Source organism: Micromonospora sp. NPDC005710 (genome assembly GCF_040630995.1).
GTDB lineage: Bacteria > Actinomycetota > Actinomycetes > Mycobacteriales > Micromonosporaceae > Micromonospora.
In genome coordinates, this window is sequence record NZ_JBEXYP010000002.1 from 37,995 (window position 1) to 59,974 (window position 21,980).

Below are 21,980 nucleotides of genomic sequence, written 5' to 3' on the forward strand. Positions count from 1 at the left end.
CTTACTTCGACCCAGTCTACCCAAAGCCGTCGGTGACCAGGGCCGTGAGCCACAACTGATCCCGCAGGGATGTGGTTCACCTACCGAGCGGGACCGCCGCAGACCGCTCCTGCGGGTCACCGCGGTCGCCGGCTCTGGGTAGCGTGCGGCAATGACACGGAGCGAGCGCCTCGCCGGCCAGTTGGACCGGCACTGGCAGCAGAACCTGCGTCCGCGGCTGCACGGTCTTACCGATGAGGAGTACTTCTGGGAGCCGGTGCCTGGCTGCTGGAGCATCCGCCCACAGGGCACGTCGGCGGCACCGATGTCGGCCGGCTCGGGGGAATGGACGATGGACTCCGCGTCCCCTGACCCGGTGCCGGCGCCCGTGACCACGATTGCCTGGCGGCTGGCGCACGTCATCGTCTCCTGCCTGGGCTATCGGGTCGGATGGCACTTCGGCGGCCAGGAGATGGACTCCCAGACATTCGCCTACGCGGGGACCGCCGACGAGGCGCTGCGACAGCTCGAGAATCCGCCCACTGTGGGTCCCGAGCGGTTTCCCATGGAGGGCATCGTCCTGCACGTCAACCGGGAGCTGATCCATCACGGCGCCGAGATTTCCCTGCTGCGCGACCTCTACCGCTGGCAGGACGCATGAGCAGCAGCGATGAGCGTGACGTGGTACGACGCGGGTACGACGCGCTCTCCTACCACTATCGATCGGACGACGCTGACGACGGCCAGTACGCTCCCTGGCTGGCCGACCTACATGAACGCATCCCTGCCGCAGCGGCGGTCCTCGACCTCGGGTGCGGCTGCGGGGTGCCGGTCGCCCGCTTCCTCGCGAACGCCGGACACCGCGTGACCGGCGTCGACATCAGCGACGTGCAGATCGAACGGGCGCGCCGCCTGGTGCCCAACGGCACCTTTCTCCGCGCCGACGCCACCCGGCTCGAACTGCCGCCAGCGTCGTTCGACGCCGTGGTCTGCCTGTACGCGGTCATCCACCTGCCGCTGGCCGATCAACCGCAGCTCATCAAGAGCATCGCCACCTGGTTACGCCCCGGCGGCTGGCTGCTCACCACCGTCGGCAGCAGCGCCTGGACAGGCACCGAGGACAACTGGCTCGATGGCAACGCCACCATGTGGTGGAGCCAAGCCGACGCTTCCAGTTACCGTTCATGGCTGCGAGAGGCGGGGCTGACAGTCAGCACCGAGGGTTTCGTCCCCGAGGGCGGCAGCGGGCACACCCTCTTCTGGGCGCAGCGCCCACAGAGCTGACCTGGCCCGAGCCGCAGGCTCCACCGATGCCTTCGAGGGCTGACCCCGCTCGCACACCAGCGGATCTCTTCGCCAGCTTCTCACCGCCGCTGCTCCTCGTCAGATCAGCCGCTGAATGCGGACCTTCGGACGCTCGTTCCGCAGGTGGCCGTGTTTGTGCTGGCGAATCTGCTCGTCCCAGACGTCCTGGTCGTAGTCGGGGTCCGGCGGGATCCACTTGTGGGAGCCGTCGCTGTAGTGGAACTTCTCGTCACCCGCACGAAGGATGCTCATCGGGTCCAACCCAGGAAGCGATAGTGCAGATGGCCGGCCGGAACGTGGGCCAGGTCCTGGGCGGCGTCGACCAACTGGGCGGCCAGGTAGAGGGCGAGCGATACCGGGGCTCGGTAGTACTCCGCTTGCAACTCCTGGCGGCGGGTGTGGCAGGGCCAGTCCGCACCACAGCCGGCGCAGATCCAGGTTGGGGTGATCGCGAGGTGGCTCGTCATCGGGGGCCGTCCAAACTCGGCCAATGACCGCGGATGATGCTGCCCATCAGCGCGTCCACGCCACGAAGCGCTCGTACAGCTCGCCCGGCGTCACGTCGGGCAACTCCACGGCGACGATGAAAAGCAGGCCGCCGACGTAGGTGGAAAGGCCAATGCGATCAGGTCCGTACGCCTCGGCAAGGCGCACCCGCGCCGGGTGGCACGGCCACGGCGTACCCGCCTCGCACATCAGGCACTGCCACTGCGGCCGACGCGGCAGATGCTCCCCGCCCATCCGGCGATCCAGTGCCGACGCCGACCGCTCGGCCTGGCACGCACGTGTTTTCTGCGGCACGTCGTCCGTCACCAAGCCATCCGCCGGCCATCGAGATTCCCGCTCTGCGTGAACTGCCACCACGCCTCCCACCAGTCACCGCGCGTGCTCGTTGGGTACACCCTGCGGCGGTACGCTGACCTCGGTCGACGGGTTGCGGGTTGCCAACCTGCGCCGGCAACCCGGCAACTCCGGTGGGAGGCGTGAGACATGCCAACATTCGGCGTCCGAATGCGACAGGCGCGGGAAGCGCATGGCCTCAGCCTGGCCGCGCTCGCCGAGCGGCTGCCCGCCGATAAGGGGCATCTCTCCCGGCTTGAGAACGGCCGTCGCCGCCCCGGTGAGGATCTGGCCCGCCGAATCGACGACGTCCTCGCCACTCGCGGGGAACTGATCGCTTGCGCCGCCCTGGATGTCGCCGCCGCCACCGACACCCGGCCGTCCGAGACCGTCGAACTGCTACATCGAATGCACGCCAGCGACACCGCCCCCGCCACCATCGAGACGTTGCAGGCGACTATCACCGAGCTGTGCTGCCAATACGGGTGGCGCGATGCTGGGGAACTCCGCGCCGAAGGTCAGGGTTGGCTGCGTGAGGTAGCGCGGCTGCTACAACGACCGACCGGGCTACGGCAGCACCGCGAACTGTTGGTGTGCGCGGGCAGGCTGGCACTACTGATTGGCTGTGTCGAGTACGACCTCGGAATGCGTGCCAGCGCTGAAGCCACCCGTATCGCCGCCCGCCAGCTCGGCGACGAAGCCGATCATGCTGACATCACCGGCTGGGCGTGGGAGATGGCGGCCTGGTTCGCACTCACCCAGTCCCGCCACGAGGCGGCGCTGACCGCCGCCCAAACCGGCCAGGAAGTCGCCGGCCGGCAGCGGGTAGGGGTTCAACTGATCGCACAGGAAGCCAAATCGCTGGCACGGCTCGGCGACCGCCAAGGCGCGCGGGTGGCACTCGATCGAGGTCGGCGGCTACTCGACGAACTCGGTGCACCCGACCGCCCCGACAACCACTTCGAGGTCGATCCGGCTAAATGGCTGTTCTACGCGATGGATACCTGCCGTCTCGCTGAACACGACGCTCTCGCCGACCACTACGCCACCGAGGTTCTGCGCCTCGGCGCTGGGCCTGACGGCATCGAACGCTCACCTATGCGGATGGCCGAGGCCCGACTCACTCTCGCCGCCACTGCCCTGCGCGCTGGCGAGCTGGATCGGGCTGTTGAGCAGGGGGTGGCGGCGTTCGCTGCTACTCGCCGGTCCCTGCCGTCGTTGCTGCTGGTCGCTGGCGAGGTTGACGTCGAACTGCACCGTCGCTACCCGCACGAGCATGCCACCGCCGACTTCCGCGACGCGCTGAACGCGGTTCGTTAGCTGCTCGCGGCAAATTTGATCTAGACAGCAGGCAGAGGTAGTACAGGCTCTACACACTTGACCGTGGCCATCGGCTGGCTGCTGCGAGACTGGGCCGCCAACCACCGCCGACACAACGGCGAGCCCGATCGCGCCAATGCTATAGGGGGCAAAGCGTGACGCTGACGTTTCAACTGCGGTCCGCCCAGAGCCGTCCGCAACCTACGCGACCTGCAAACCGAACTCACAGTGCACCGCCGCCGGCCAGCCGTCCGACATTTCATCAACCGCGTCGACGCGACCCTCGGTCAACGCCGCTGACTACAACTCACCCCGGGCTTTGCGCGCGACCAGCTCCAACACCGCGATCACCGTGCCGGATCCCACGATCTCACCCCGAAACACCAGGTCGCGCGCTTCCGCCAACGGCATCCAGGCCACCCGCTCGGCCTCGTTGACGTCCACTGGCGAACCGATATGTGTCGCGTCGCGCGCGAGGAACAACTGATTCTCGGCGTCCGCGGTTGCCACCCACGGCTGGAACGACAGCATCGGCTCAATCGCACCCGGACGCCAACCGGTCTCCTCCTCGACCTCCCGGACTGCGCAGCTCGCCGGCTGCTCACCGTCGTCGACGTAACCCCCGGGCAACTCCCACACCCACCTGTCGAACACGAACCGGTGCCGCCGCATCAGCAGCAGGCGCTCCTGCTCGTCAAGCACCGCAACCATTGCTGACCGGGGCGCCCGAATCACGTACTGCTCGAATCGGACCCCGTCCGGCAGCTCCACGTCGGCGATACTCAACCGCGCCCGCCGGCTGCCATCCACCACCCGCTCACCGTGAATCGTCCAGCGCGTCGGCTCGTTAACCTGCTCCTCCGTCACCCGCCCAGTATCCGACCTGGCGAGGACGGATCACCGCGCCTCATCACGACAATTCGGCTCACCCGCCAACGAACTCGCGTGGGCTAGACGACGTCAGACAGCAGTAGGCGAAGCCGCTGAGCGTCCCCGAACCTCGCCGCAATCAGGGCTCAGCGGTCTTACCAGGCGCCTCTCGGAGGTCACGTCCGCGCTGGTGGTGTAAGAGACGGCCAATCGCGGGATCCGGTTTGATGTTAAGCGGCGATCGGGCTGGGATCGGCGTGGTCGGTGTCGTGTTGGTCCGGGCCGACCATGACGAGGCGGGCTTTGGCGAGGAGTTCCAGGCCCATGTAGCGGCGTCCTTCGGTCCACTCGTCGGTCTGCTCGGCGAGGACTGCACCGACGAGGCGGATGATCGCCGGCCGGTTCGGGAAGATCCCGACGACGTCGGTGCGCCGGCGGATTTCCTTGTTCAGCCGTTCCTGCGGGTTGTTCGACCAGATCTGGCGCCAGATCTCACGCGGGAAGCCGGTGAAGGCGAGCAGGTCGTCGCGGGCGTGGTCGAGGTGTTCGGCTGCGGTGGGGAACTTCGCCTCGATCGTGGTCACGACCCGGTTGAACTGGGCGCGGACGGCGTCGGCGTCGGGTTGGTCGAAGATCGTCCGAACGAGAGTGGCGATCCACGGCTGGGCCGACTTGGGCACCTTGGTGAGCAGGTTGCGCAGGTAGTGGGTGCGGCAGCGCTGCCATGCCGCGCCGGGCAGGGCAGCGCCGATCGCGGCGACCAGGCCGCGGTGGGCGTCGGAGACGACCAGCTGAACACCGGACAGGCCGCGGGCGGTCAGCGACCGCAGGAACGCCAGCCATCCGGCGCCGTCCTCGTCGGAGGCGACGTCCAGACCGAGGACTTCACGTTGTCCGTCGGCGTTGACGCCGACAGCGACCAGGGCGTGGACGTTGACCGTGCGCCCGTGCTCGCGGACCTTCATCGTCAACGCATCCATCCACACGAACGTGTAGTGCGCGGCATCCAGAGGTCGGTTGCGGAACGCCTCGACCTGCGCGTCCAGGTGCGCGGCCATCTCTGACACCTGCGACTTGGACAGCTGCCGGACGCCGAGCTGCTCGACCAGCTTCTCCACCCGACGAGTCGAGACGCCGAGCAGATAGGAGGTCGCCACCACCGAGACCAGGGCTTGTTCGGCTCGCCGCCGGTGCGTCAACAGCCAGTCCGGAAAGTAGGAGCCGGACCGTAGTTTCGGCACCGCCAGGTCAATCGTCCCGGCACGGGTGTCCCACTCCCGCACCCGGTACCCGTTGCGGGAGTTGACCCGCTCATCGCTGCGCTGCCCATAGCCGGCACCGCAGATGGCGTCGGCTTCGGCGGACATCACCGCCTGCGCGAACGTCTTGATCATCGCCTGCGACACGTCCGGCGACGCGCCCTCGATCTGCTCGCGCAGCAGGTCAACAGGGCTCACACTCTCTGATGCGGCCATCGCGTTCTCTCTTCCTTCTCTGACTTGGTCGTCTTGAAGGATCGACGCGATGGCCGTCTCTCATCTACGCAACACACCCATCACGGGCAAGTCGTACACCACTCCCGTGGACGCAACCCTCTCGGACGGCAGGGCCACGGACCTGCCGGGACGTCTTGCAACGGAAGAGTGGATGCCACGGAGCAGCCTGAGGCGGGCGTTGTGCGCGATCGTCGAGGGTGTCGGACGGCGTCCGGTACGGCGGGCTGATCCGGCCCGGCCTGGACCTGAGGGCATCTGCCGGCTCCGGGCTCGCCTGACGCCGATGCCCATTTTTGGGAGGAGCGAAGGAGTCCAGTACGCGACAGCTGAGCAGCAAGCAATCCCGTGGGTCGACACGATCCCGAAGGGATGCCGCTCGACCGGATGAAGTAGAGCCCTTCCGAAGATTGACCCCCTCGCGCGGGTGCTGAGGAATTACGCCGCTCTTGCTCAGGAGTCAGACACCGAGCCAGAGAAGGCGCAGGCAGTGAGGCTGAAGGCGGTGAGGTTGGGACTGCTGGCGGTCGCATACGAGCTGCGGGAGTTGAGGGAGTTCATGTCGTGCCTGGCAGCGCCCTTCAAGATCCGCTTGAGGGCAGCTGCAGTATCGGGCCCAGCCGTCGCTACATCAAGACCTCCTGGAGAAGATCGCCGATCGATGGCCTGAGCTCCACTTGAGAGCATCACAGGCTGTCACTGATCGAAATCTTTGGGTAGCCTGTCTCAACTTGCCGGCTACATCCATCAGCTGAGGTGCGATCGGAGCTCCCAGATGACGAGGTCGAAGGGGCGCCCGAGGAAGGGTCGGCTCGCCGACATGACCATCCAGCCAGCCGAAGACGAGTGCTACGAACCTCCGCCAGACGAAGAGTGCGACGAGTTCAGCTCGACACTTGATCTCGCTGCAAACGTCCGCATGGGTACTCGGCAGATGTACATGCGCGGGACGTCTGAGCTGGTCTACTTCGCGGTCTGGCAGTCCCACAAGATCGACGGCAGGTGGGAGAAGGTCGTCCGCGTCGATTGCCATCACGGGACAGTCCATCGGCATGACTTCGCCCGTTCGGGGGACAACGAGATGGCCGTTTTGGACGTAATTCCAGTAAAAGGCGGCACAAGTGAGTTTCTTGGCTCATGGTGTACGCGCATCGAGTTGGTCATGCAGAATGAGTGGGAAGCCAACTTACGGAGGTGGCACGGTGACAAGGAGTGAGGTAGACCCTGCAAACCTGGCTAGCGGGTTCGACTTCGTGCGCCGCCAACGCGACCCTGAGTTCCGGAAGTATCTTCATGACATTGGCTGGACTTCAGCGCACCACGTTGTTATCGCCGACGACGAAGAGTCCGTGTCCGCCGTGGTCGCGAGGATCATTAACAACGACACTCCGTCACCCTGCTTGATCGCCATCCCCAGCAGCAGCGAGCGCTTCGGCTTCGGTTTCATGTTTATGGAGGTCACGCACGCGTCCACCAGACGGAGTTGGCCCTGGCACCGCAATCGGCCCCACGACGCAGATGAGATCCCCATCAACTCCGAGACCAGCATCGGGATGCTCTACTCGTCAGCCCGGCGCTGCGCCGAGTACATCCCGAACGAGTGGATGCATCCGGTTGTCTTCAAACAGGCTCGAATAGCCGCCTGACCAGACGCGAAATCGCCCCCGGCCCTCGAGGTCGGGGGCGGTTCTCGTTTCTACGACCACCGCGCGTCGTCTGCACCAGGCGGGCACAGTCCCACATCCGCCGACCCAGATCAGCCCTCGACCGCAGCCTGCAGGATGACCTGCGCCTGGCCGGCCGCCTCGGCGTTGGCACGCCCGCCCCTCGGCGTATAGAGGTGCCAGCATGAGCTCCGGCTACGGTGCGGCCACTGAGAGATGACGAACACCTGGTGCCTGGTGTCGACCAGACCCAGGCAGAGGTTGAGGCTCACGAAGACGGACCGGCGGGTTACGCCACATACACGGGAGCCATGACTCCTTTGGACGCCGGCCGCGTCGGCGCGTACACCCCGGTGGGACAACACCCCCCGGAAGAAACTGGAAGGCCGGCCGCGTGAGGTGTTTTCGCAAGTCAGCCTAGATCAGAAACAAAGATCACAGGTCAAGGGCTATGCCGCCGCTATTTCCAGCGGTATTGATCAACGGTGAGGGCATGGTCGATCAACACAGACAAGAGACGGCTGAGCTTTGCATTTATCGATCATCACTGGTCAACGTTCGTTGCTCTTGGTTCATCTCCGACGGCCTGAATACGGCCTCATCTTGGGACTCGCCCGCGAGATCGGGAGGGACTACGACGGCGCGTTGCCCATCGTCTAGAAACGAGGAGGTCGTGACCTGGTGGGGGCGCTGTGGTGGCTTGCTGCGGCTCGCATGGACTCGATGAGCGTGAAGCCCGGGTAGTAACGGCGGTCGGAGTACAGATGCCGGTAGTAGCAGGCCCAGTAGCTCGCCACTCGCTGACGGGTGACGGCGAGGAAGGACGGGTTGGCGGCGAGAACCCGTCCATAGACAGCGTGCTGCGGGGTCGTGGGGTCGTCGAGCTCGACGAGTTCACGGCAGATGTCGAGCAGGATCTCTAGGACGTACTCCCCGACGAGCCGGACCACGAATGGGACCACCCATGGCTCGTTCAGCGTCAGAACGTACTCAAGCCGTCGCTGCCGTACTCGACCGTCGTGGTGACGCGTGTAGAGGCAGTTGAGAATCGCGAGCTGGGTCGGCGGCAGGCTGGTCTCCGCATCGGCTGGGGGTTCGGCCTGGTAGATGCGGTACGGGATGACCAGTGGCTGCTCATCGACGGTTACACCGAACGGCAGGGCCGGCTTCAAGGGTGCCGACGGCAGGAGCTTCAAGACGGTCTGCACGTCCCGCTGAAGATGGGCCGGAAAGGCAGCCGCCAATGACGGCCCGGTAGGGGTCCCCGGCGCTGGGCTTTGCATGGCCGGACGGTACAGCCTTCCAGCCCTCGGGACGGACCCGCAGCGGGATGGCACCTCCCTGGAGGCAAAGCCGTGCCGCTTCTACTTCCAGCGGAAGTGGACGAAGAGGCGGCCGAAGTTCTTCGAGTCCTTCTCCACGCGGTGGTAGAGCTGCTTGACGTCCTTCTGGTCGAGGAACCGCAGCACCCGCTTCTTGAGCTGGCCGGACCCCTTGCCGGGGATGATCTCGACGAGGGTGGCCTTCTTCGCCACCGCCTCGTCCAGGATCCCGCGCAACGCCCGGTCGATGTCCTGGCCCTTGTTGAAGATCTCGTGCAGGTCCAGCTTGAGCTTCATGCCGCAGCCCCCGGCCGGTCAGGTCCCATGTCCGCCATCCTAGGCACGTCCGCCGGCCCGCCCGTCGGACGACGGCAGGGGCGGCCCCGGAGGACCGCCCCTGCCGTGTCGAGCCGCACGCTCAGCGCCGGCCGCCCAGTCGGGTTTCCACCCGCTCCAGCGCGGTCCGGTAGTCGTCGTTGGCCGCGTACATCGCGGCGGCGATTCGCAGGTGCCGCAGCGCGTCGGTGTGCCGGTTGAGCCGTTCCAGCGTCCGACCGAGCACGTGGTGCGCGTAGTGGTCGCTCGGGTCCCGTTCGACCAGCTCGCGCAGGTGCTCCTCGGCCCGGGTGAGCTGGGCCGACTGGAAGTACGCCCGGGCCAGCAGCTGCCGGACCGCCGCGTTTCCGGGTTCGGCGTCGATGATCGGCTCCAGCAGTCGGGCTGCCCCGCTGGGGTCACCGGTTTCGAAGAACATGGTCGCCCGCCGGTAGTCCGCCAGAAGATCCATCTGCCACCTCCTCGGGTCGCACCGTCACCTGTTCCGACGCTGGCACAACACCGGGAGTTTGGCGACTGTTCCCGGGGTCGAGATCAGGTCACTCCCGGCCGCCGAAGGCCGCCGAAGAGGCGTCGAACGGTCAGGTGCGGGCGTCCCGGCGTCCGACGGAGAGTTCCCAGGCGCGAACCCCGCCGACGATCCCGGCGGTGTTCGGCACCACCACCACGTCGTCGCCCATCCGGGCCAGTTGCTCGGGCCGGATCAGTCGGGAGTTGCCCCCGCCCAGGTAGAGCCGGTCCCAGCGGAACACCGGGCGGAGGCCGTCGACCACCTGCCGGATGCGGCGGGACCAGAAGGCGTCGCCGAGCCGCCGCCGTTCCGGCTCGCCGACGTACGTGTCGTAGGTGGTGCCCCAACGCACCGGCGCGTGCGACAGCTCCAGGTGCGGTGCGAGCACCCCGCCGTCGAAGAGTGCACTGCCCAGCCCCGTCCCCAGGGTCAGCACCAGCTCGCAGCCGGTGCCGGCGACCACTCCGGCACCGTGCACCTCGGCGTCGTTGAGCACCAGCGCCGGCACCCCGAACGCGGCGGCCAGCGCGCCGCGCGCGTCCCAGCCGGACCACTCGGCGAGCAGCTCCGGGTCGACCCGACTGCGGGGGCCGCTGCGGGTCACGTAGTGCGGCGTGGCGACCACCACGCCGTGCCGGATCATCCCGGGTACGCCGACGGTGAGCCGGTCCGCCGTTGGCAGGCGCCCGCCCAGATCCCGCAGGGTCTGGACGAACAACGCAGGTGGCAGGGGGTACGGGGTGGGCACCCGCAACGGCCGGGCCCGCATCGTTCCCGCCTCGTCGAGCACGGACGCCTTGATGCCTCCGCCGCCGCAGTCGATCGCCAGTGTGGTCACCACGTCGTTGAGTCTGCCCGCTGCCGACCGGTCTTATGCGGGGGGCCGGATAGGCTGCCGTCCTGATGAGCGCCACGATGATCGTCAAGGACCTGGCCGCCGGGCACGGCGACCGCCCACTCTTCGCCGGACTGGACCTGGTGGTCGCCCCCGGCGACGTGGTCGGGCTGGTCGGGCCGAACGGGGCCGGCAAGTCGACGCTGCTGCGTACCCTCGCCGGGTTGTTGCCGGTCGAGGCCGGCAGCGTGCGACTCAGCCCGCCCACGGCGAGCGTCGGGCACCTGCCGCAGGAGCCGGAACGTCGACCGGGCGAGACGGTTCGGGACTTCCTGGCCCGCCGGACCGGGGTGACCGCCGCGCAGGCGGCGTTGGACGCGGCGACCGAGGCGCTGACCGCCGGCTCGGCGGGCGCCGACGACGCGTACGGCGACGCGCTGGAGCGCTGGCTCGCCCTGGGTGGCGCGGACCTGGACGAGCGCGCCGAGCAGGTGAGCGCCGACCTGGGGCTCGCCGTCGACCTGGACCACCCGACGACCGGGCTGTCCGGCGGCCAGGCGGCCCGGGCCGGGCTCGCGTCACTGCTGCTCAGCCGGTACGACGTGTTCCTGCTCGACGAGCCCACGAACGACCTGGACCTGGCCGGGCTGGAACGGCTGGAGGAGTTCGTCACCGGGCTGCGGGCCGGCACCGTGCTGGTCAGCCACGACCGGGAGTTCCTCACCCGCACGGTGACCCGGGTGCTGGAGCTGGACCTGGCACAGCAGCAGGTCAACCACTACGGCGGCGGCTACGCGGCCTACCTGGAGGAGCGTGAGGTGGCCCGCCGGCACGCCCGCGCGGACTTCGAGGAGTACGCCGACACCAGGGCAGGGCTGGAGGCGCGGGCCCGCACCCAGCGTGGCTGGATGGAGAAGGGCGTGAAGAACGCCCGCCGCAAGGCCACCGACAACGACAAGATCGGCCGCAAGTTCCGCGCCGAGGCGAGCGAGAAGCAGGCCGCCAAGGCCAAGCAGACCGATCGGATGATCGAACGGCTCGACGTGGTCGAGGAGCCCCGCAAGGAGTGGGAGCTGCGGATGGAGATCGCCGCCGCACCCCGCGCCGGCGCCGTCGTGGCCACGCTGCGCGGAGCGGTGGTACGCCGGGGCGGCTTCACCCTCGGCCCGGTCAACCTTCAGATCGACTGGGCGGACCGGGTCGCGGTGACCGGGGCGAACGGCTCGGGCAAGTCCACCCTGTTGGCCGCGCTGCTGGGCCGGCTGCCGCTGGACGCCGGCACCGCCTCGCTCGGCCCCGGCGTGGTGGTCGGCGAGGTGGACCAGGCGCGCGGGCTGTTCCTCGGCGACGCACCACTGATCGACGCCTTCGAGGCGGCCGTACCCCACCTGTCGCCGGCGGACGCGCGGACCCTGCTGGCCAAGTTCGGCCTGCGGGCGGCGCACGTGCCGCGACCGGCGGCCACCCTCTCCCCCGGTGAACGGACCCGGGCCGCGCTGGCCCTGCTCCAGGGCCGCGGGGTCAACCTGCTGGTGCTGGACGAGCCCACCAACCACCTGGACCTGCCCGCCATCGAACAGCTCGAGTCGGCGCTGGCCAACTACCCCGGAACGCTGCTGCTCGTCACCCACGACCGGCGCATGCTTGCCGCCATCGAGACCAACCGGCGGCTGCGGGTCGACGCGGGGCGGATCGCCGAGGACTGATCCGCGGCCACGGGCCGGCGCGGGGTGAGAATGACGCAATGCTCAAGTGGGAGTACGCCCTGCTGGTCCGCCGCCGTCAGGCTGCGACGAACGACCTCGGCTGGGAGGTCGTCTTCGTCTGGTACGGCCCGGACGGCTCGATGGTCGACGTGACGCCGTACGGCGACACCTCGCTGGCCCACCTGAACCGGGCCGGCGACCAGGGCTGGGAGTTGGTCGCGATGAGCGAGGACCCGTCCCTGCCCGGCCATCACGAACTGCACCGCTACCACCTCAAGCGGCCGAAGGCCGCCGACCCGCCGCCTCGGCAGCGGATGCGTGGGGGCCGCCGCACCATCTCCGGCTGACCCGACCGCTCCGGGCCGAGGCGGCCGGAGCGAGCCCAAGCCTTGGGTGACCGTGATGTTGTGGAGTCATCATGATGACTGTGTGGCATCACGATGACTGCGACTCGGCCCGCAACCCGCGACACGCGCGTGGGCGGACCTCGCGTCAGCAGGTGACGAGGTGGACGAGTAGGGCATAGCGGGCGCGATTGCGGGTAACGCGCGGCGGGAGGTGGCCCGAATGGTCGCTTTGGCACAGACTCCACCCTCGGCCGACCGGCTGCGGGCGATCGACGAATTCCTCGCTCAGGCGTGGGCGGACCAGGTCCGCCACGATGACCGGTTGCGGGACCTGGCGGTCGAGGTGCGGTTCGACCGGGGGGTGGCCCACCTGACCGGCGACGTGCCCGAGCCCGCCCAGCTACGGCTGGTGCGGGACCTGGTGGGGCGGCTCGCCGGGGTCTACGGCGTCTGGTGTCGGGTCGGCATCGGCGGGCGTGCACCGGTGGTGGTGGACCTCGGTTGCGGGCCGACCAAGCAGTGGTCGAGCAATCTGGGGCTGGACATCTACCCGGCGGCGGGTGTGAACGCGGTAGCGGACCTGTCCGGCTCGCTGCCACTCGCCGACAGTTCGGTTGACGTCCTCTTCGCTGTGCACATCCTGGAGCACCTGATCGACTTCCTGCCGCTGGTCGACGAGTGTCATCGGGTGCTCCGCCCGGGCGGGGTGCTGCACGTGATGAGCCCCTGGTGGGGGCACGTGAACGCGGTGGCCGATCCGACCCACGTCCGGCTGATGGACGTGCAGACGTTCAAGGGGATCTGCCAGGGCCGGCCGCCGGGCGCTCCGCGCTGGTTCCCCCTGCATGCCGGATGCGACGGCGCGTCGATCTTCGCCGACCTGACCCCACTCCCACCGGACGCCGAGACCGCCCCGAAGACCCACCTGGCCCGCTTCTTCGACTGAAGGGCCGGCACAGGGCTACCGGGTCTGGGTGGATTCGCGGAGTTCCAGGCGGTAGGGGGCCGAGAGCGCCTTCGCCGGGGCGGCGCGGTCGCCGTCGAGGCGGTTGGCCAGAAGTTCGACGGCGAGGTGGGCGATGCGCGCCTTGTCCGGGGCGACGGTGCTCAGGGTGGGGATGGAGAACCGGCCGTCCTCGATGTCGTCGAAGCCGACCACCGCCACGTCCTCGGGCACCCGCAGGCCGGCCTCGTGCAGGGCGCGTAGGGCGCCCAGGGCAAGCGTGTCGTTGAAGCAGAAGACGGCGTCGGGGCGTACCCCGGAGGTGAGCAGGCCCCGCATGGCGGTCGCGCCGTCGGCGCGGTGCCAGGCCAACGCGGGCGCCACGAGGGTTTCGTCGTAGTCGAGCCCGGCGGCGCGCAGCGCGTCTGCGTATCCGGCCAGGCGCAGCCGGGCGCTGGCTCCCTCGTCGGTGCGCTGGGAGCCGATGGCCGCGATCCGGCGGTGGCCGAGCTGGATCAGGTGCTCGGTGATCTCCCGGGCCGCAGTCACGTTGTCGATCATCACGCGGTCGGCGGGGCCGTGTTCGACCCGCTCGCCGAGCAGGACCATGGGCGTGCCGTCCAGGCCGGCCAGGTCTTCGGCGGTGAGCGCCAACGGGCTGAAGATGAGCCCGTCGATCAGGTGGTCGGTAATGCCGGAGGCGACCACGCGTTCCTGCTCCCGCCGACCGCCGGTCTGGTCGATCAGCACCGTCCAGCCGTAGGCGGCGGCGGCGGTGACCACGTAGCGGGCCAGTTCGGCGAAGTACGGGATGTCCAGTTCGGGGACGGCCAGGGCGATCACGCCGGTGCGGCCCTTGCGCAGGTGGCGGGCCGAGAGGTTGGGCCGGTAGTTGAGCTCGGCGATGGCCTCCTCGACCCGGGCGCGGGTGTCCGGCCGAACGTGCACGTAACCGTTGACGACGTTGGAGACGGTCTTCACCGACACGCCGGCCCGTTCGGCCACGTCCTTGAGCCTTTGTCGCACTCCGCAACCTCCCCGATGTAACACTCCGCACCCTACCGCCTCGGCAACCCTTTACAACGTTGCCTACAACGTTGTAGAACGATGGACACCCGGTGAACGGTGAGCGCGCTCACCGTTCACCCCGGGCATCGGCACGAGGAAAGGTGGCACCCCCTTGCGGACCGCGCAGCTGACGATCGACCCGGCCTTCTCGATCGGCCCGGCTGACCGACGCCTCTTCGGCTCCTTCGTTGAGCACATGGGGCGGTGTGTCTACGGCGGCATCTACGAGCCCGGCCACCCCAACGCCGACTCCCGCGGCCTCCGCCGCGACGTACTGGACCTGACCCGCGAGCTGGGCGTCTCGGTGGTCCGCTACCCGGGCGGCAACTTCGTCTCCGGCTACCGCTGGGAGGACGGCGTCGGCCCGGTCGGCAACCGTCCCCGCCGGCTCGACCTGGCCTGGAAGACGATCGAGACCAACGCCTTCGGGCTGGACGAGTTCATGACCTGGGCCGCCGAGGCCGGCGTCGAACCGATGATGGCTGTCAACCTCGGCACGCGCGGGGTCCAGGAGGCACTGGACCTGCTGGAGTACGCCAACCACCCGGGCGGCACGGAGCTGTCCGACCTGCGGCGCAAGCACGGCGCCGAGGACCCGTACGGGGTGCGGCTGTGGTGCCTCGGTAACGAGATGGACGGCCCGTGGCAGGTCGGCCACAAGACCGCCGACGAGTACGGCCGCGTCGCCGCCGAAGCCGCCCGCGCGATGAAGATGATCGACCCGTCGATCAGCCTGATCGCCTGCGGCAGTTCCAACCGGCGGATGCCCACCTTCGCCTCGTGGGAGGCGACGGTGCTGGAGCACACCTACGAGCACGTCGACTACATCTCGGCACACACCTACTACGACCCGTCCGACGGCGACCAGGCCAGCATCCTGGCGTCGGCCGTCGACATGGACAGCTTCATCACCGAGGTCGTCGCCACCGCCGACCACGTGGCCGCCAAGCAGCGACACAAGCGCAAGCTGAAGATCTCGTTCGACGAGTGGAACGTCTGGTACGAGTCCCGCCTCCAGGCCGACCTGGACCGCCGTGGCTGGGTCGAGGCTCCGGCGCTGATCGAGGACGACTTCACCGCCGTCGACGCGGTGGTGGTCGGCGACCTGCTGATCACTCTGCTGCGCCACGCGGACCGGGTCGGCGTGGCCGCGCAGGCGCAACTGGCGAACGTGATCGCGCCGATCCGCACCCGCAACGGCGGCCCCGCCTGGCGGCAGAGCATCTTCCACCCGTTCGCGCTCACCGCCCGGTACGCCCGGGGCACCGTGCTGCGCACCGACCCGGTGTCGCCGCGCTACGACACCAAGAGGTACGGCGACGTGCCGGTGCTCGACACCGTCGCCGTGCACGACGAGGAGACCGGCGAGTTGACCGTCTTCGCCGTCAACAGGGACCAGACGGACCTCGCACTGGACCTCGACCTGCGCGGCCTGCCGGGTCTGTCCGGTTATTCCTTCCAAAGCATCGCTGCCGGGTCCGACCCGTCGGCGACGAACACCGAGGCCGATCCCGACCGGGTGATGCCGCGGGACCTGCCCACCCCCACCCCCGACGGCGGCCGGTGCACGGTGCGCCTGCCCGCCGTGTCCTGGAGCGTGCTCCGCTTCGGCCCGACAAGCGCCTGATGGCGCACCGGCCCTGAGCAGGCACAATTCATTCCGTTCCCCCTCAAGGAGAGATAACGCATGATCCAGAACGATATGAGCCGGCGTCGCCTGCTCGGCCTCGGTCTCGGACTCGGCGCCGCGGCCTCGCTGACCCTCGCGGGTTGCGGCGGCGGCGATGACAGCACCTCCGGGCCGGCCACCGGAAACGGGGGCAAAGAGTACACCGGCCCCAAGGTGGACCTGAAGCTGTGGAACGGCTTCACCGGCGGTGACGGCGACATCTTCAAGGCGCTCGTGAACCAGTTCAACACCGAGCACCAGAACATCGCGGTGTCGGTGGCCACGTACCAGTGGGAGGACTACTACAACAAGCTCCCCGGTGCGGCCTCGAGCGGCAACGGCCCGGACATCGCGGTCATGCACATGGACCAGCTCGCCACCTTCGCCGCCCGTGGCGTCATCAGCGAGCTGGACGACGTGGCCAAGAACCTGGAGCTCTCCGAGGCGGACTTCGCCCCCACCGTCTGGAAGGGCGGCCTCTACAACAACAAGCGGTACGGCATCCCGCTGGACATGCACCCGCTCGGCTTCTACTACAACAAGACCGCGATGCAGAAGGCCGGCCTGGACCCGAACAAGCCGCCGACCACCAGGGACGACTTCACGGCGGCGTTGGGCGAGTTCAAGAAGACCGGTGTGCAGGGATTCTGGATCAGCCCGTTCCAGTTCACCGGCGGCATGACGTTCTACTCCCTGCTCAACCAGTGGGGCGGCACCCTCTTCGACGCCGAGGTGACCAAGGCGACGTTCAACTCCGACCCGGCGGTCGAGGCGTGCACCTGGCTGGTCGACATGATCAAGCAGGGTCACTCGCCGGCGAACGTCGGTCAGGACGCCGAGTACCTGGCGTTCAAGAGCGGCAAGAACGCCTTCACCTTCAACGGCATCTGGCAGATCAACGACCTGAAGAAGAGCCCCGAGGTGCAGTGGGGCGTCGCCCCGCTCCCCCAGATCGGCAGCAAGCCGGCCGCCTGGGCCAACTCGCACAACTTCACCATCGTGAAGCAGCGGGCCAACAACGCCAACAAGACCGCCGGCGCGAAGGTCTTCATCAACTGGTTGAGCCAGCACTCGCTGGACTGGGCCAAGGGCGGCCAGATCCCGGCCCGCAAGGCGGTCCGCGAGAGCGCCGAGTTCAAGGCGCTGCCGGAGATCTCGGCGCTCGCCCCCGAGCTGGAGTACGCGGCCTTCCCGCCGGCGACCCCGGGCCTCGGCGAGGTCATCAAGACCTTCTACGACACGTTCAACGTGGCCGCGCTGGGCAAGAAGTCGCCGAAGCAGGCGCTCGACGAGGGCGTGGCCAAGGCCAACAAGCAGCTTGAGGACAACCGCAAGAAGTACGGGAGCTGATAGCCAGTGGCGGACGTGATCGAGGTCGGGGCGGCGCGCGGTGACGCGCCGCCCCCGGCGGCCAACGCAGCCCGCCGGGCCTCGGAGGGCCGGGCCGGACGGGCGACGCCATACCTGTTCCTCGCCCCCTACCTGGTGCTGTTCGGAGTCTTCGGCCTGCTGCCGATCGTCGTCGGGCTCTGGCTGAGCGTGCACCAGTGGGACTTCCAGCTACCCAACCGGCCGTTCGTCGGGCTGGACAACTACAAGGAGCTGTTCTCCAGCGACTCCGTCATCTACGGCGACTGGTGGCAGAGCGTCCGGGCCACGGCCATCTTCACCGTGCTGTCGGTGCCGCTGCTCGTTGTCGTACCGCTGGGGCTGGCCCTGCTCCTCAACCGTCCCTTCCCGGGCCGGACCTTCTTCCGGGCGGTCTACTTCGCACCGTACGTGCTCGGTGTCGCGGTGATCGGCCTGCTCTGGCGGTTCCTGCTCGACGCCAACCTCGGCCTGGTCAACCGGATCCTCGGCGTGATCGGGCTGCCGTCGGACACCCCCTGGGTGACGAACATGCCGTGGGCGTGGATCTCCCTGGTCGGCGTCACCGTCTGGTGGACGTCGGGCTTCAACGCGGTGATCTACCTGGCCGGTCTGCAGGACATCTCGCCGGAGCTGTACGAGGCGGCCCGCATGGACGGCGCCAACACGTGGCAGCGGTTCCGCAACGTCACACTGCCCGGACTGCGGCCGGTGCTGCTCTTCGTGATCACCACGACGGTGCTCGCCTCGGCGAACATGTTCGGCCAGTCGTTCCTGATCACCCAGGGTGCACCCGGCACGGAGACCCGCACCGTGGTGTGGTTCATCGTCGAGGAGGGTCTGCGCAACAACAACGCCGGTAAGGCCGCCGCGATGAGCATCGTGTTCGCCCTGATGCTGGCGGTCGTGAGCCTCGCCAACTTCCGCCTCTTCCGCTACCGGGAAGACTGAGGGGACCGCCATGACGACGCCCACGCCGACCACCAACGGCACCGCCGCACGGCCACGCACTGTCATGTTCTACGCGACCCTTGTCGTGCTCACCCTGATCTTCGTGACCCCACTGGTGTGGATGGTCATCACCTCACTGAAGACCTACACGGGCGCCCAGGAGATCCCACCGAGCTGGCTGCCGAACCCGATCGCCGGGTACGGCTACGAGCAGATCCTCACCAACTCGGCCAACCCGGTGCTGCGCTGGTTCCTCAACAGCATGGTCGCCGCCACCCTGCACTCGCTGCTGGTGTTGGTGACCGCCTCGATGGCCGCGTACTCCCTGGCCCGGATGCGGTTCCGCGGACGCGGGGTGACCTTCGCCCTGATCGTCGGGACGCTGTTCATTCCGCCGACCTCGCTGATCATCCCGAACTTCCTGATCGTCGACCAGCTCAACTGGATCGACACCCTCGCCGTGGTGGTGGTGCCCGGCGCGGCCAGCGCGTTCGGGGTGTTCTTCCTGCGGCAGTTCTTCCTTTCCCTGCCGAACGAGCTGGAGGAGGCAGCCACGCTCGACGGCGCGAACCAGTGGCAGATCTTCTACCGGGTCGTGCTGCCGCTGTCCAAGCCGGCGCTGGCAACCCTTGCCGTGCTGTCGTTCCTCACCAACTGGAACGACTTCCTCTGGCCGATCTTCGTGTTGTTCAGCCCGGAGAAGCTCACCCTGCCACCGGGCCTGGGCCTGCTCCAGGGCTCGTACGTCACCGACTACCCGGTGATCATGGCGGGCGCGGTGCTGGCCAGCCTGCCGGTGCTGATCCTGTTCGTGCTGGCTCAGCGCCACATCATCCAGGGCGTCTCGCGCAGCGGTCTGAAGGGATGACGGGCGTCACCGCCCGGCGACGCGGCACGGCGGCGATCACTCTCGCCGCCGCGCTGCTCGTCGCGGGCTGCGCCGACGACACCGAGCCCAGGCCCACCACGAGCAACGGGAGCGACAGCAGCATGTTCACCAACCCCGTGGTCGGAAGCGACGCCCCGGACCCGCAGGCGATCCAGGTGGGCGACACCTGGTACCTGTTCCACACCAACTCGGGGGGCCGCAACGTCCCCGTGCTCACCTCGACGGACCTGGTCGACTGGACCGAGGCCGGGGATGCCCTGCCGGCGCTGCCGGACTGGGCGGACCCGGGCAGGACGTGGGCGCCGGAGGCGATCGAGTTGGCCCCGGACCGGTTCCTGCTGTACTACACGGTCGCTGGCCGGGAGGCGGGACGGCAGTGCGTCGGGCGGGCGGTGGCGAGCGCGCCGCAGGGTCCGTACCGGGACGACGCCGCCGGTCCGCTGATCTGCCAGGCCGACCTGGGCGGGGCGATCGACGCCAGCCCGTTCCGGGACACCGACGGCAGCCTGTGGCTGCTGTGGAAGAACGACGGCAACGCGACAGGCGTGGACACCTGGCTGTGGTCGCAGCGCCTGTCCGACGACGGCCTGACCCTGGTCGGCGGGCCGACGAAGCTGCTCAAGCAGACCGAACCGTGGGAGGGCACCCTGATCGAGGGGCCGTTCTTCCATCGCCAGGACGGTCGGCTCCTGCTCTTCTTCGCCGCCAACGCGTACGACAGGGCCGAGTACGCCGAGGGCTACGCGGTCTGCGAGAGCCCGACCGGCCCGTGTGTGAAGGCCACCGAGAACCCGATCCTGAAGCGCAACGCTGTCGCCTCCGGCCCCGGCCACGCCTCCATGGTGGTCAAGGACGGCCGCACCTGGCTGCTGTACCACGCCTGGCCGCCCGGCCAGGAGGGCAGCACCGACCCGGGCCGCCAGGTGTGGCTCGACGAGGTGACCTGGGTCGACGGCAAGCCGGTCGTCAAGGGCCCGACCGGTACGCCGCAGTCCCGCCCCTGAAGCCGCCACGGATGAGGGCCCCCGGACGATCCGGGGGCCCTCACGCGTACCTCGGGTCAGGCGCTCGGTTCGCGCGGCGCCGGGGCGACGGCCGGTTCGTGCTGGGCCAGCCGGTTGCGGCGGTAGCCGTAGCCGAAGTAGATGATCGCGCCGAGGAGCATCCAGGCCAGGAACCGCAGCCAGGTCTCCACCGACAGGTTGAGCATCAGGTAGAAGCAGGCGAGCGCCGAGACGATCGGCAGCACCGGTGAGAACGGCACCCGGAACGGCCGCTCCAGGTCCGGCCGCTTGCGGCGCAGGATCGGCACCGCCAGGGACACCAGGACGAACGCGCAGAGCGCGCCGATACTCACGAGGTCGGCCAGCGCGGAGAGCGGCAGGAAGCCGGCCAGCAGCGCGACCGCCACCGTCATGATCGCCGAGATCCGGTACGGGGTGCCCCAGCGCGGGTGCACCTTCGCGATCGACGGCGGGATCAGCCCGTCCCGGGCGATGGCGAAGCCGATCCGGCCCATCGCTACCAGGTCGACCAGGATGACACTGGTCAGACCCGCGACCGCGGCGATGGAGACCAGCACGGCTGCCCAGCCCGCGCCCACCGACTCGAAGGCCGACGCGATCGGGGCGCCCCGGTCGATCTCGGTGTACGGCACCATCCCGACCACCACGAGCGAGACGCCGATGTAGAGCACCGTGGAGATCAGCAGCGTGCCGAGCAGACCCAGGGTGAGGTCCCGCTTGGGTTTCTTCGTCTCCTCGCCCAGGTTGGCCACCGCCTCGAAGCCGGTGTACGCGAAGAACACCACGGCGGCGGCGCTGAGCACCCCGACGAAGCCGAAGACCGACGGCTCCAGCCCGAAGAGCGCCTGCGTGACAGGTTGCTTGATGCCGTCGTCGCCGCTCCCGGCGGGCTCCGCCGGCGGGATGAACGGGCTGAGGTTCGCGGCCTTCACGAAGAACAGCCCGGCGACCACAACGAAGACGCAGATGGCCACCTTCACCAGCACCAGCAGGTTGGTGATCCGGGCGGATTCCCGGATGCCGACGATCGCCACGACGCCGAGGATCAGCACGATCGCGATGGCGCCCACGTTCACCGTGCTGCCCTCCTCACCGAACCACCTGCTCGGCAGGTCGAGCAGTTCGGCGAGGTAACCGGACCAGCCTCGGGCCACCACCGCGGCACCGAGCGCGAACTCCAGCAGCAGGTCCCAGCCGATGATCCAGGCGACGATCTCGCCCATCGTGGCGTACGCGTAGGTGTAGGCGCTGCCGGCGGTCGGCACGCTGGAGGCCAGCTCCGCGTAGCAGAGGGCGGCGAGCAGGGCCACCACGCCGGCGATGGCGAAGGAGATCACCACGCCGGGCCCGGCGCTGTCCCGGGCCTCGATCCCGGTGAGCGTGAAGATGCCGGTGCCGATCACGATGCCGATGCCGAATCCGGTGAGGTCTACGGCGCCGAGACGTCTCTTCAGCCCCAGTTGGCCGTCGCTGCCGTCCGCCTCACCCTGGGCTATGACGTCCTTGATTGGTTTTGTGCGCAGCACGGACACCTGATCA

24 protein-coding genes are annotated in these 21,980 nt (G+C 68.6%); 13 read left to right on the forward strand and 11 right to left on the reverse strand.

The genetic code is table 11. The annotated features are described in order from the left end of the window. Positions 1–151 precede the first annotated feature (151 nt). A complete protein-coding gene (locus ABZ406_RS02490; protein WP_357755509.1) occupies positions 152–640 on the forward strand; it encodes a DinB family protein in 489 nt (162 codons plus the stop codon). Further along, positions 637–1,263: a class I SAM-dependent methyltransferase gene (locus tag ABZ406_RS02495; protein WP_357755510.1), complete on the forward strand. Its 627-nt coding sequence runs from the start codon at positions 637–639 to the stop codon at positions 1,261–1,263. The genes ABZ406_RS02490 and ABZ406_RS02495 overlap by 4 nt, the downstream gene beginning before the upstream one ends. A gap of 99 nt (positions 1,264–1,362) precedes the next feature. On the opposite strand, the gene ABZ406_RS02500 is transcribed toward ABZ406_RS02495, so the two are convergent. Genes ABZ406_RS02500 through ABZ406_RS02510 form a run of 3 tightly spaced genes read right to left on the reverse strand, consistent with a single transcriptional unit; the run spans position 1,363 to position 2,097 of the window. Continuing rightward, positions 1,363–1,536 (reverse strand): hypothetical protein, encoded by a 174-nt coding sequence (locus tag ABZ406_RS02500; RefSeq protein WP_357196421.1) that lies wholly within the window; start codon positions 1,534–1,536, stop codon positions 1,363–1,365. Next, complete coding sequence (locus tag ABZ406_RS02505; RefSeq protein ID WP_357755511.1) at positions 1,533–1,751, reverse strand: flavin reductase; 219 nt, start codon at positions 1,749–1,751, stop codon at positions 1,533–1,535. Before ABZ406_RS02505 ends, ABZ406_RS02500 begins: the two co-directional genes overlap by 4 nt. A gap of 46 nt (positions 1,752–1,797) precedes the next feature. After that, positions 1,798–2,097, reverse strand: coding sequence for a hypothetical protein (locus tag ABZ406_RS02510; protein WP_357755512.1), 300 nt, complete (start codon positions 2,095–2,097; stop codon positions 1,798–1,800). A gap of 177 nt (positions 2,098–2,274) precedes the next feature. Between ABZ406_RS02510 and ABZ406_RS02515 the strand changes: the two genes are divergently transcribed. Next, positions 2,275–3,444, forward strand: a complete 1,170-nt coding sequence (locus ABZ406_RS02515; protein ID WP_357755514.1) for a helix-turn-helix transcriptional regulator — start codon at positions 2,275–2,277, stop codon at positions 3,442–3,444. 300 nt (positions 3,445–3,744) lie between these two features. Here ABZ406_RS02515 and ABZ406_RS02520 read toward each other — a convergent pair whose 3' ends face one another. Continuing rightward, positions 3,745–4,311, reverse strand: a complete 567-nt coding sequence (locus ABZ406_RS02520; RefSeq protein WP_357755515.1) for an NUDIX hydrolase — start codon at positions 4,309–4,311, stop codon at positions 3,745–3,747. Between the two features lie 233 nt (positions 4,312–4,544). Next, complete coding sequence (locus tag ABZ406_RS02525; protein ID WP_357755516.1) at positions 4,545–5,789, reverse strand: IS256 family transposase; 1,245 nt, start codon at positions 5,787–5,789, stop codon at positions 4,545–4,547. A gap of 838 nt (positions 5,790–6,627) precedes the next feature. On the opposite strand from ABZ406_RS02525, the gene ABZ406_RS02530 reads away from it, so the two are divergent. Together ABZ406_RS02530 and ABZ406_RS02535 are read left to right on the forward strand one after the other, a co-directional pair. Further along, positions 6,628–7,023 carry a hypothetical protein gene (locus tag ABZ406_RS02530; RefSeq protein WP_357755517.1) on the forward strand — a complete coding sequence of 132 codons (396 nt, stop codon included), beginning with the start codon at positions 6,628–6,630 and terminating at the stop codon, positions 7,021–7,023. Further along, positions 7,010–7,453, forward strand: a complete 444-nt coding sequence (locus ABZ406_RS02535) for a hypothetical protein (protein ID WP_357755518.1) — start codon at positions 7,010–7,012, stop codon at positions 7,451–7,453. The genes ABZ406_RS02530 and ABZ406_RS02535 overlap by 14 nt, the downstream gene beginning before the upstream one ends. A gap of 674 nt (positions 7,454–8,127) precedes the next feature. Here the strand turns inward: ABZ406_RS02535 and ABZ406_RS02540 are convergent. From ABZ406_RS02540 to ABZ406_RS02555, 4 genes are all read right to left on the reverse strand, one after another. Continuing rightward, positions 8,128–8,679 (reverse strand): hypothetical protein, encoded by a 552-nt coding sequence (locus ABZ406_RS02540; protein ID WP_357755519.1) that lies wholly within the window; start codon positions 8,677–8,679, stop codon positions 8,128–8,130. Positions 8,680–8,835: 156 nt separating this feature from the next. Then, a complete protein-coding gene (locus tag ABZ406_RS02545; protein WP_357755520.1) occupies positions 8,836–9,090 on the reverse strand; it encodes a Smr/MutS family protein in 255 nt (84 codons plus the stop codon). A 121-nt stretch (positions 9,091–9,211) separates the two neighbouring features. Then, complete coding sequence (locus ABZ406_RS02550) at positions 9,212–9,580, reverse strand: tetratricopeptide repeat protein (RefSeq protein WP_357755521.1); 369 nt, start codon at positions 9,578–9,580, stop codon at positions 9,212–9,214. A 130-nt stretch (positions 9,581–9,710) separates the two neighbouring features. Beyond that, the gene (locus tag ABZ406_RS02555) at positions 9,711–10,481 is read right to left on the reverse strand and encodes an ROK family protein (protein WP_357755522.1); all 771 of its coding nucleotides are present in this window, start codon (positions 10,479–10,481) and stop codon (positions 9,711–9,713) included. A 62-nt stretch (positions 10,482–10,543) separates the two neighbouring features. On the opposite strand from ABZ406_RS02555, the gene ABZ406_RS02560 reads away from it, so the two are divergent. From ABZ406_RS02560 to ABZ406_RS02570, 3 genes are all read left to right on the forward strand, one after another. Then, complete coding sequence (locus tag ABZ406_RS02560; protein WP_357755523.1) at positions 10,544–12,181, forward strand: ABC-F family ATP-binding cassette domain-containing protein; 1,638 nt, start codon at positions 10,544–10,546, stop codon at positions 12,179–12,181. Between the two features lie 38 nt (positions 12,182–12,219). Continuing rightward, entirely contained in the window at positions 12,220–12,528 is a 309-nt protein-coding gene (locus ABZ406_RS02565; protein ID WP_357755525.1) for a hypothetical protein, read from the forward strand. Between the two features lie 220 nt (positions 12,529–12,748). Next, a complete protein-coding gene (locus ABZ406_RS02570) occupies positions 12,749–13,474 on the forward strand; it encodes a BON domain-containing class I SAM-dependent methyltransferase (RefSeq protein ID WP_357755526.1) in 726 nt (241 codons plus the stop codon). A 15-nt stretch (positions 13,475–13,489) separates the two neighbouring features. Here ABZ406_RS02570 and ABZ406_RS02575 read toward each other — a convergent pair whose 3' ends face one another. After that, a complete protein-coding gene (locus tag ABZ406_RS02575) occupies positions 13,490–14,497 on the reverse strand; it encodes a LacI family DNA-binding transcriptional regulator (protein ID WP_357755527.1) in 1,008 nt (335 codons plus the stop codon). A 154-nt stretch (positions 14,498–14,651) separates the two neighbouring features. Here ABZ406_RS02575 and ABZ406_RS02580 point away from each other — a divergent pair, with 154 nt between their 5' ends. Genes ABZ406_RS02580 through ABZ406_RS02600 form a run of 5 tightly spaced genes read left to right on the forward strand, consistent with a single transcriptional unit; the run spans position 14,652 to position 20,420 of the window. Beyond that, positions 14,652–16,166, forward strand: coding sequence for an alpha-N-arabinofuranosidase (locus ABZ406_RS02580; protein WP_357755528.1), 1,515 nt, complete (start codon positions 14,652–14,654; stop codon positions 16,164–16,166). Between the two features lie 60 nt (positions 16,167–16,226). Then, complete coding sequence (locus tag ABZ406_RS02585; RefSeq protein ID WP_357755530.1) at positions 16,227–17,558, forward strand: ABC transporter substrate-binding protein; 1,332 nt, start codon at positions 16,227–16,229, stop codon at positions 17,556–17,558. Positions 17,559–17,564: 6 nt separating this feature from the next. Further along, positions 17,565–18,527: a sugar ABC transporter permease gene (locus ABZ406_RS02590; protein WP_357755531.1), complete on the forward strand. Its 963-nt coding sequence runs from the start codon at positions 17,565–17,567 to the stop codon at positions 18,525–18,527. A 10-nt stretch (positions 18,528–18,537) separates the two neighbouring features. Beyond that, positions 18,538–19,395: a carbohydrate ABC transporter permease gene (locus ABZ406_RS02595; protein ID WP_357755532.1), complete on the forward strand. Its 858-nt coding sequence runs from the start codon at positions 18,538–18,540 to the stop codon at positions 19,393–19,395. After that, positions 19,392–20,420 carry a glycoside hydrolase family 43 protein gene (locus ABZ406_RS02600; RefSeq protein WP_357755533.1) on the forward strand — a complete coding sequence of 343 codons (1,029 nt, stop codon included), beginning with the start codon at positions 19,392–19,394 and terminating at the stop codon, positions 20,418–20,420. Before ABZ406_RS02595 ends, ABZ406_RS02600 begins: the two co-directional genes overlap by 4 nt. Before the next feature lie 56 nt (positions 20,421–20,476). Here ABZ406_RS02600 and ABZ406_RS02605 read toward each other — a convergent pair whose 3' ends face one another. After that, complete coding sequence (locus tag ABZ406_RS02605; RefSeq protein ID WP_357755535.1) at positions 20,477–21,973, reverse strand: amino acid permease; 1,497 nt, start codon at positions 21,971–21,973, stop codon at positions 20,477–20,479. Positions 21,974–21,980 lie beyond the last annotated feature (7 nt).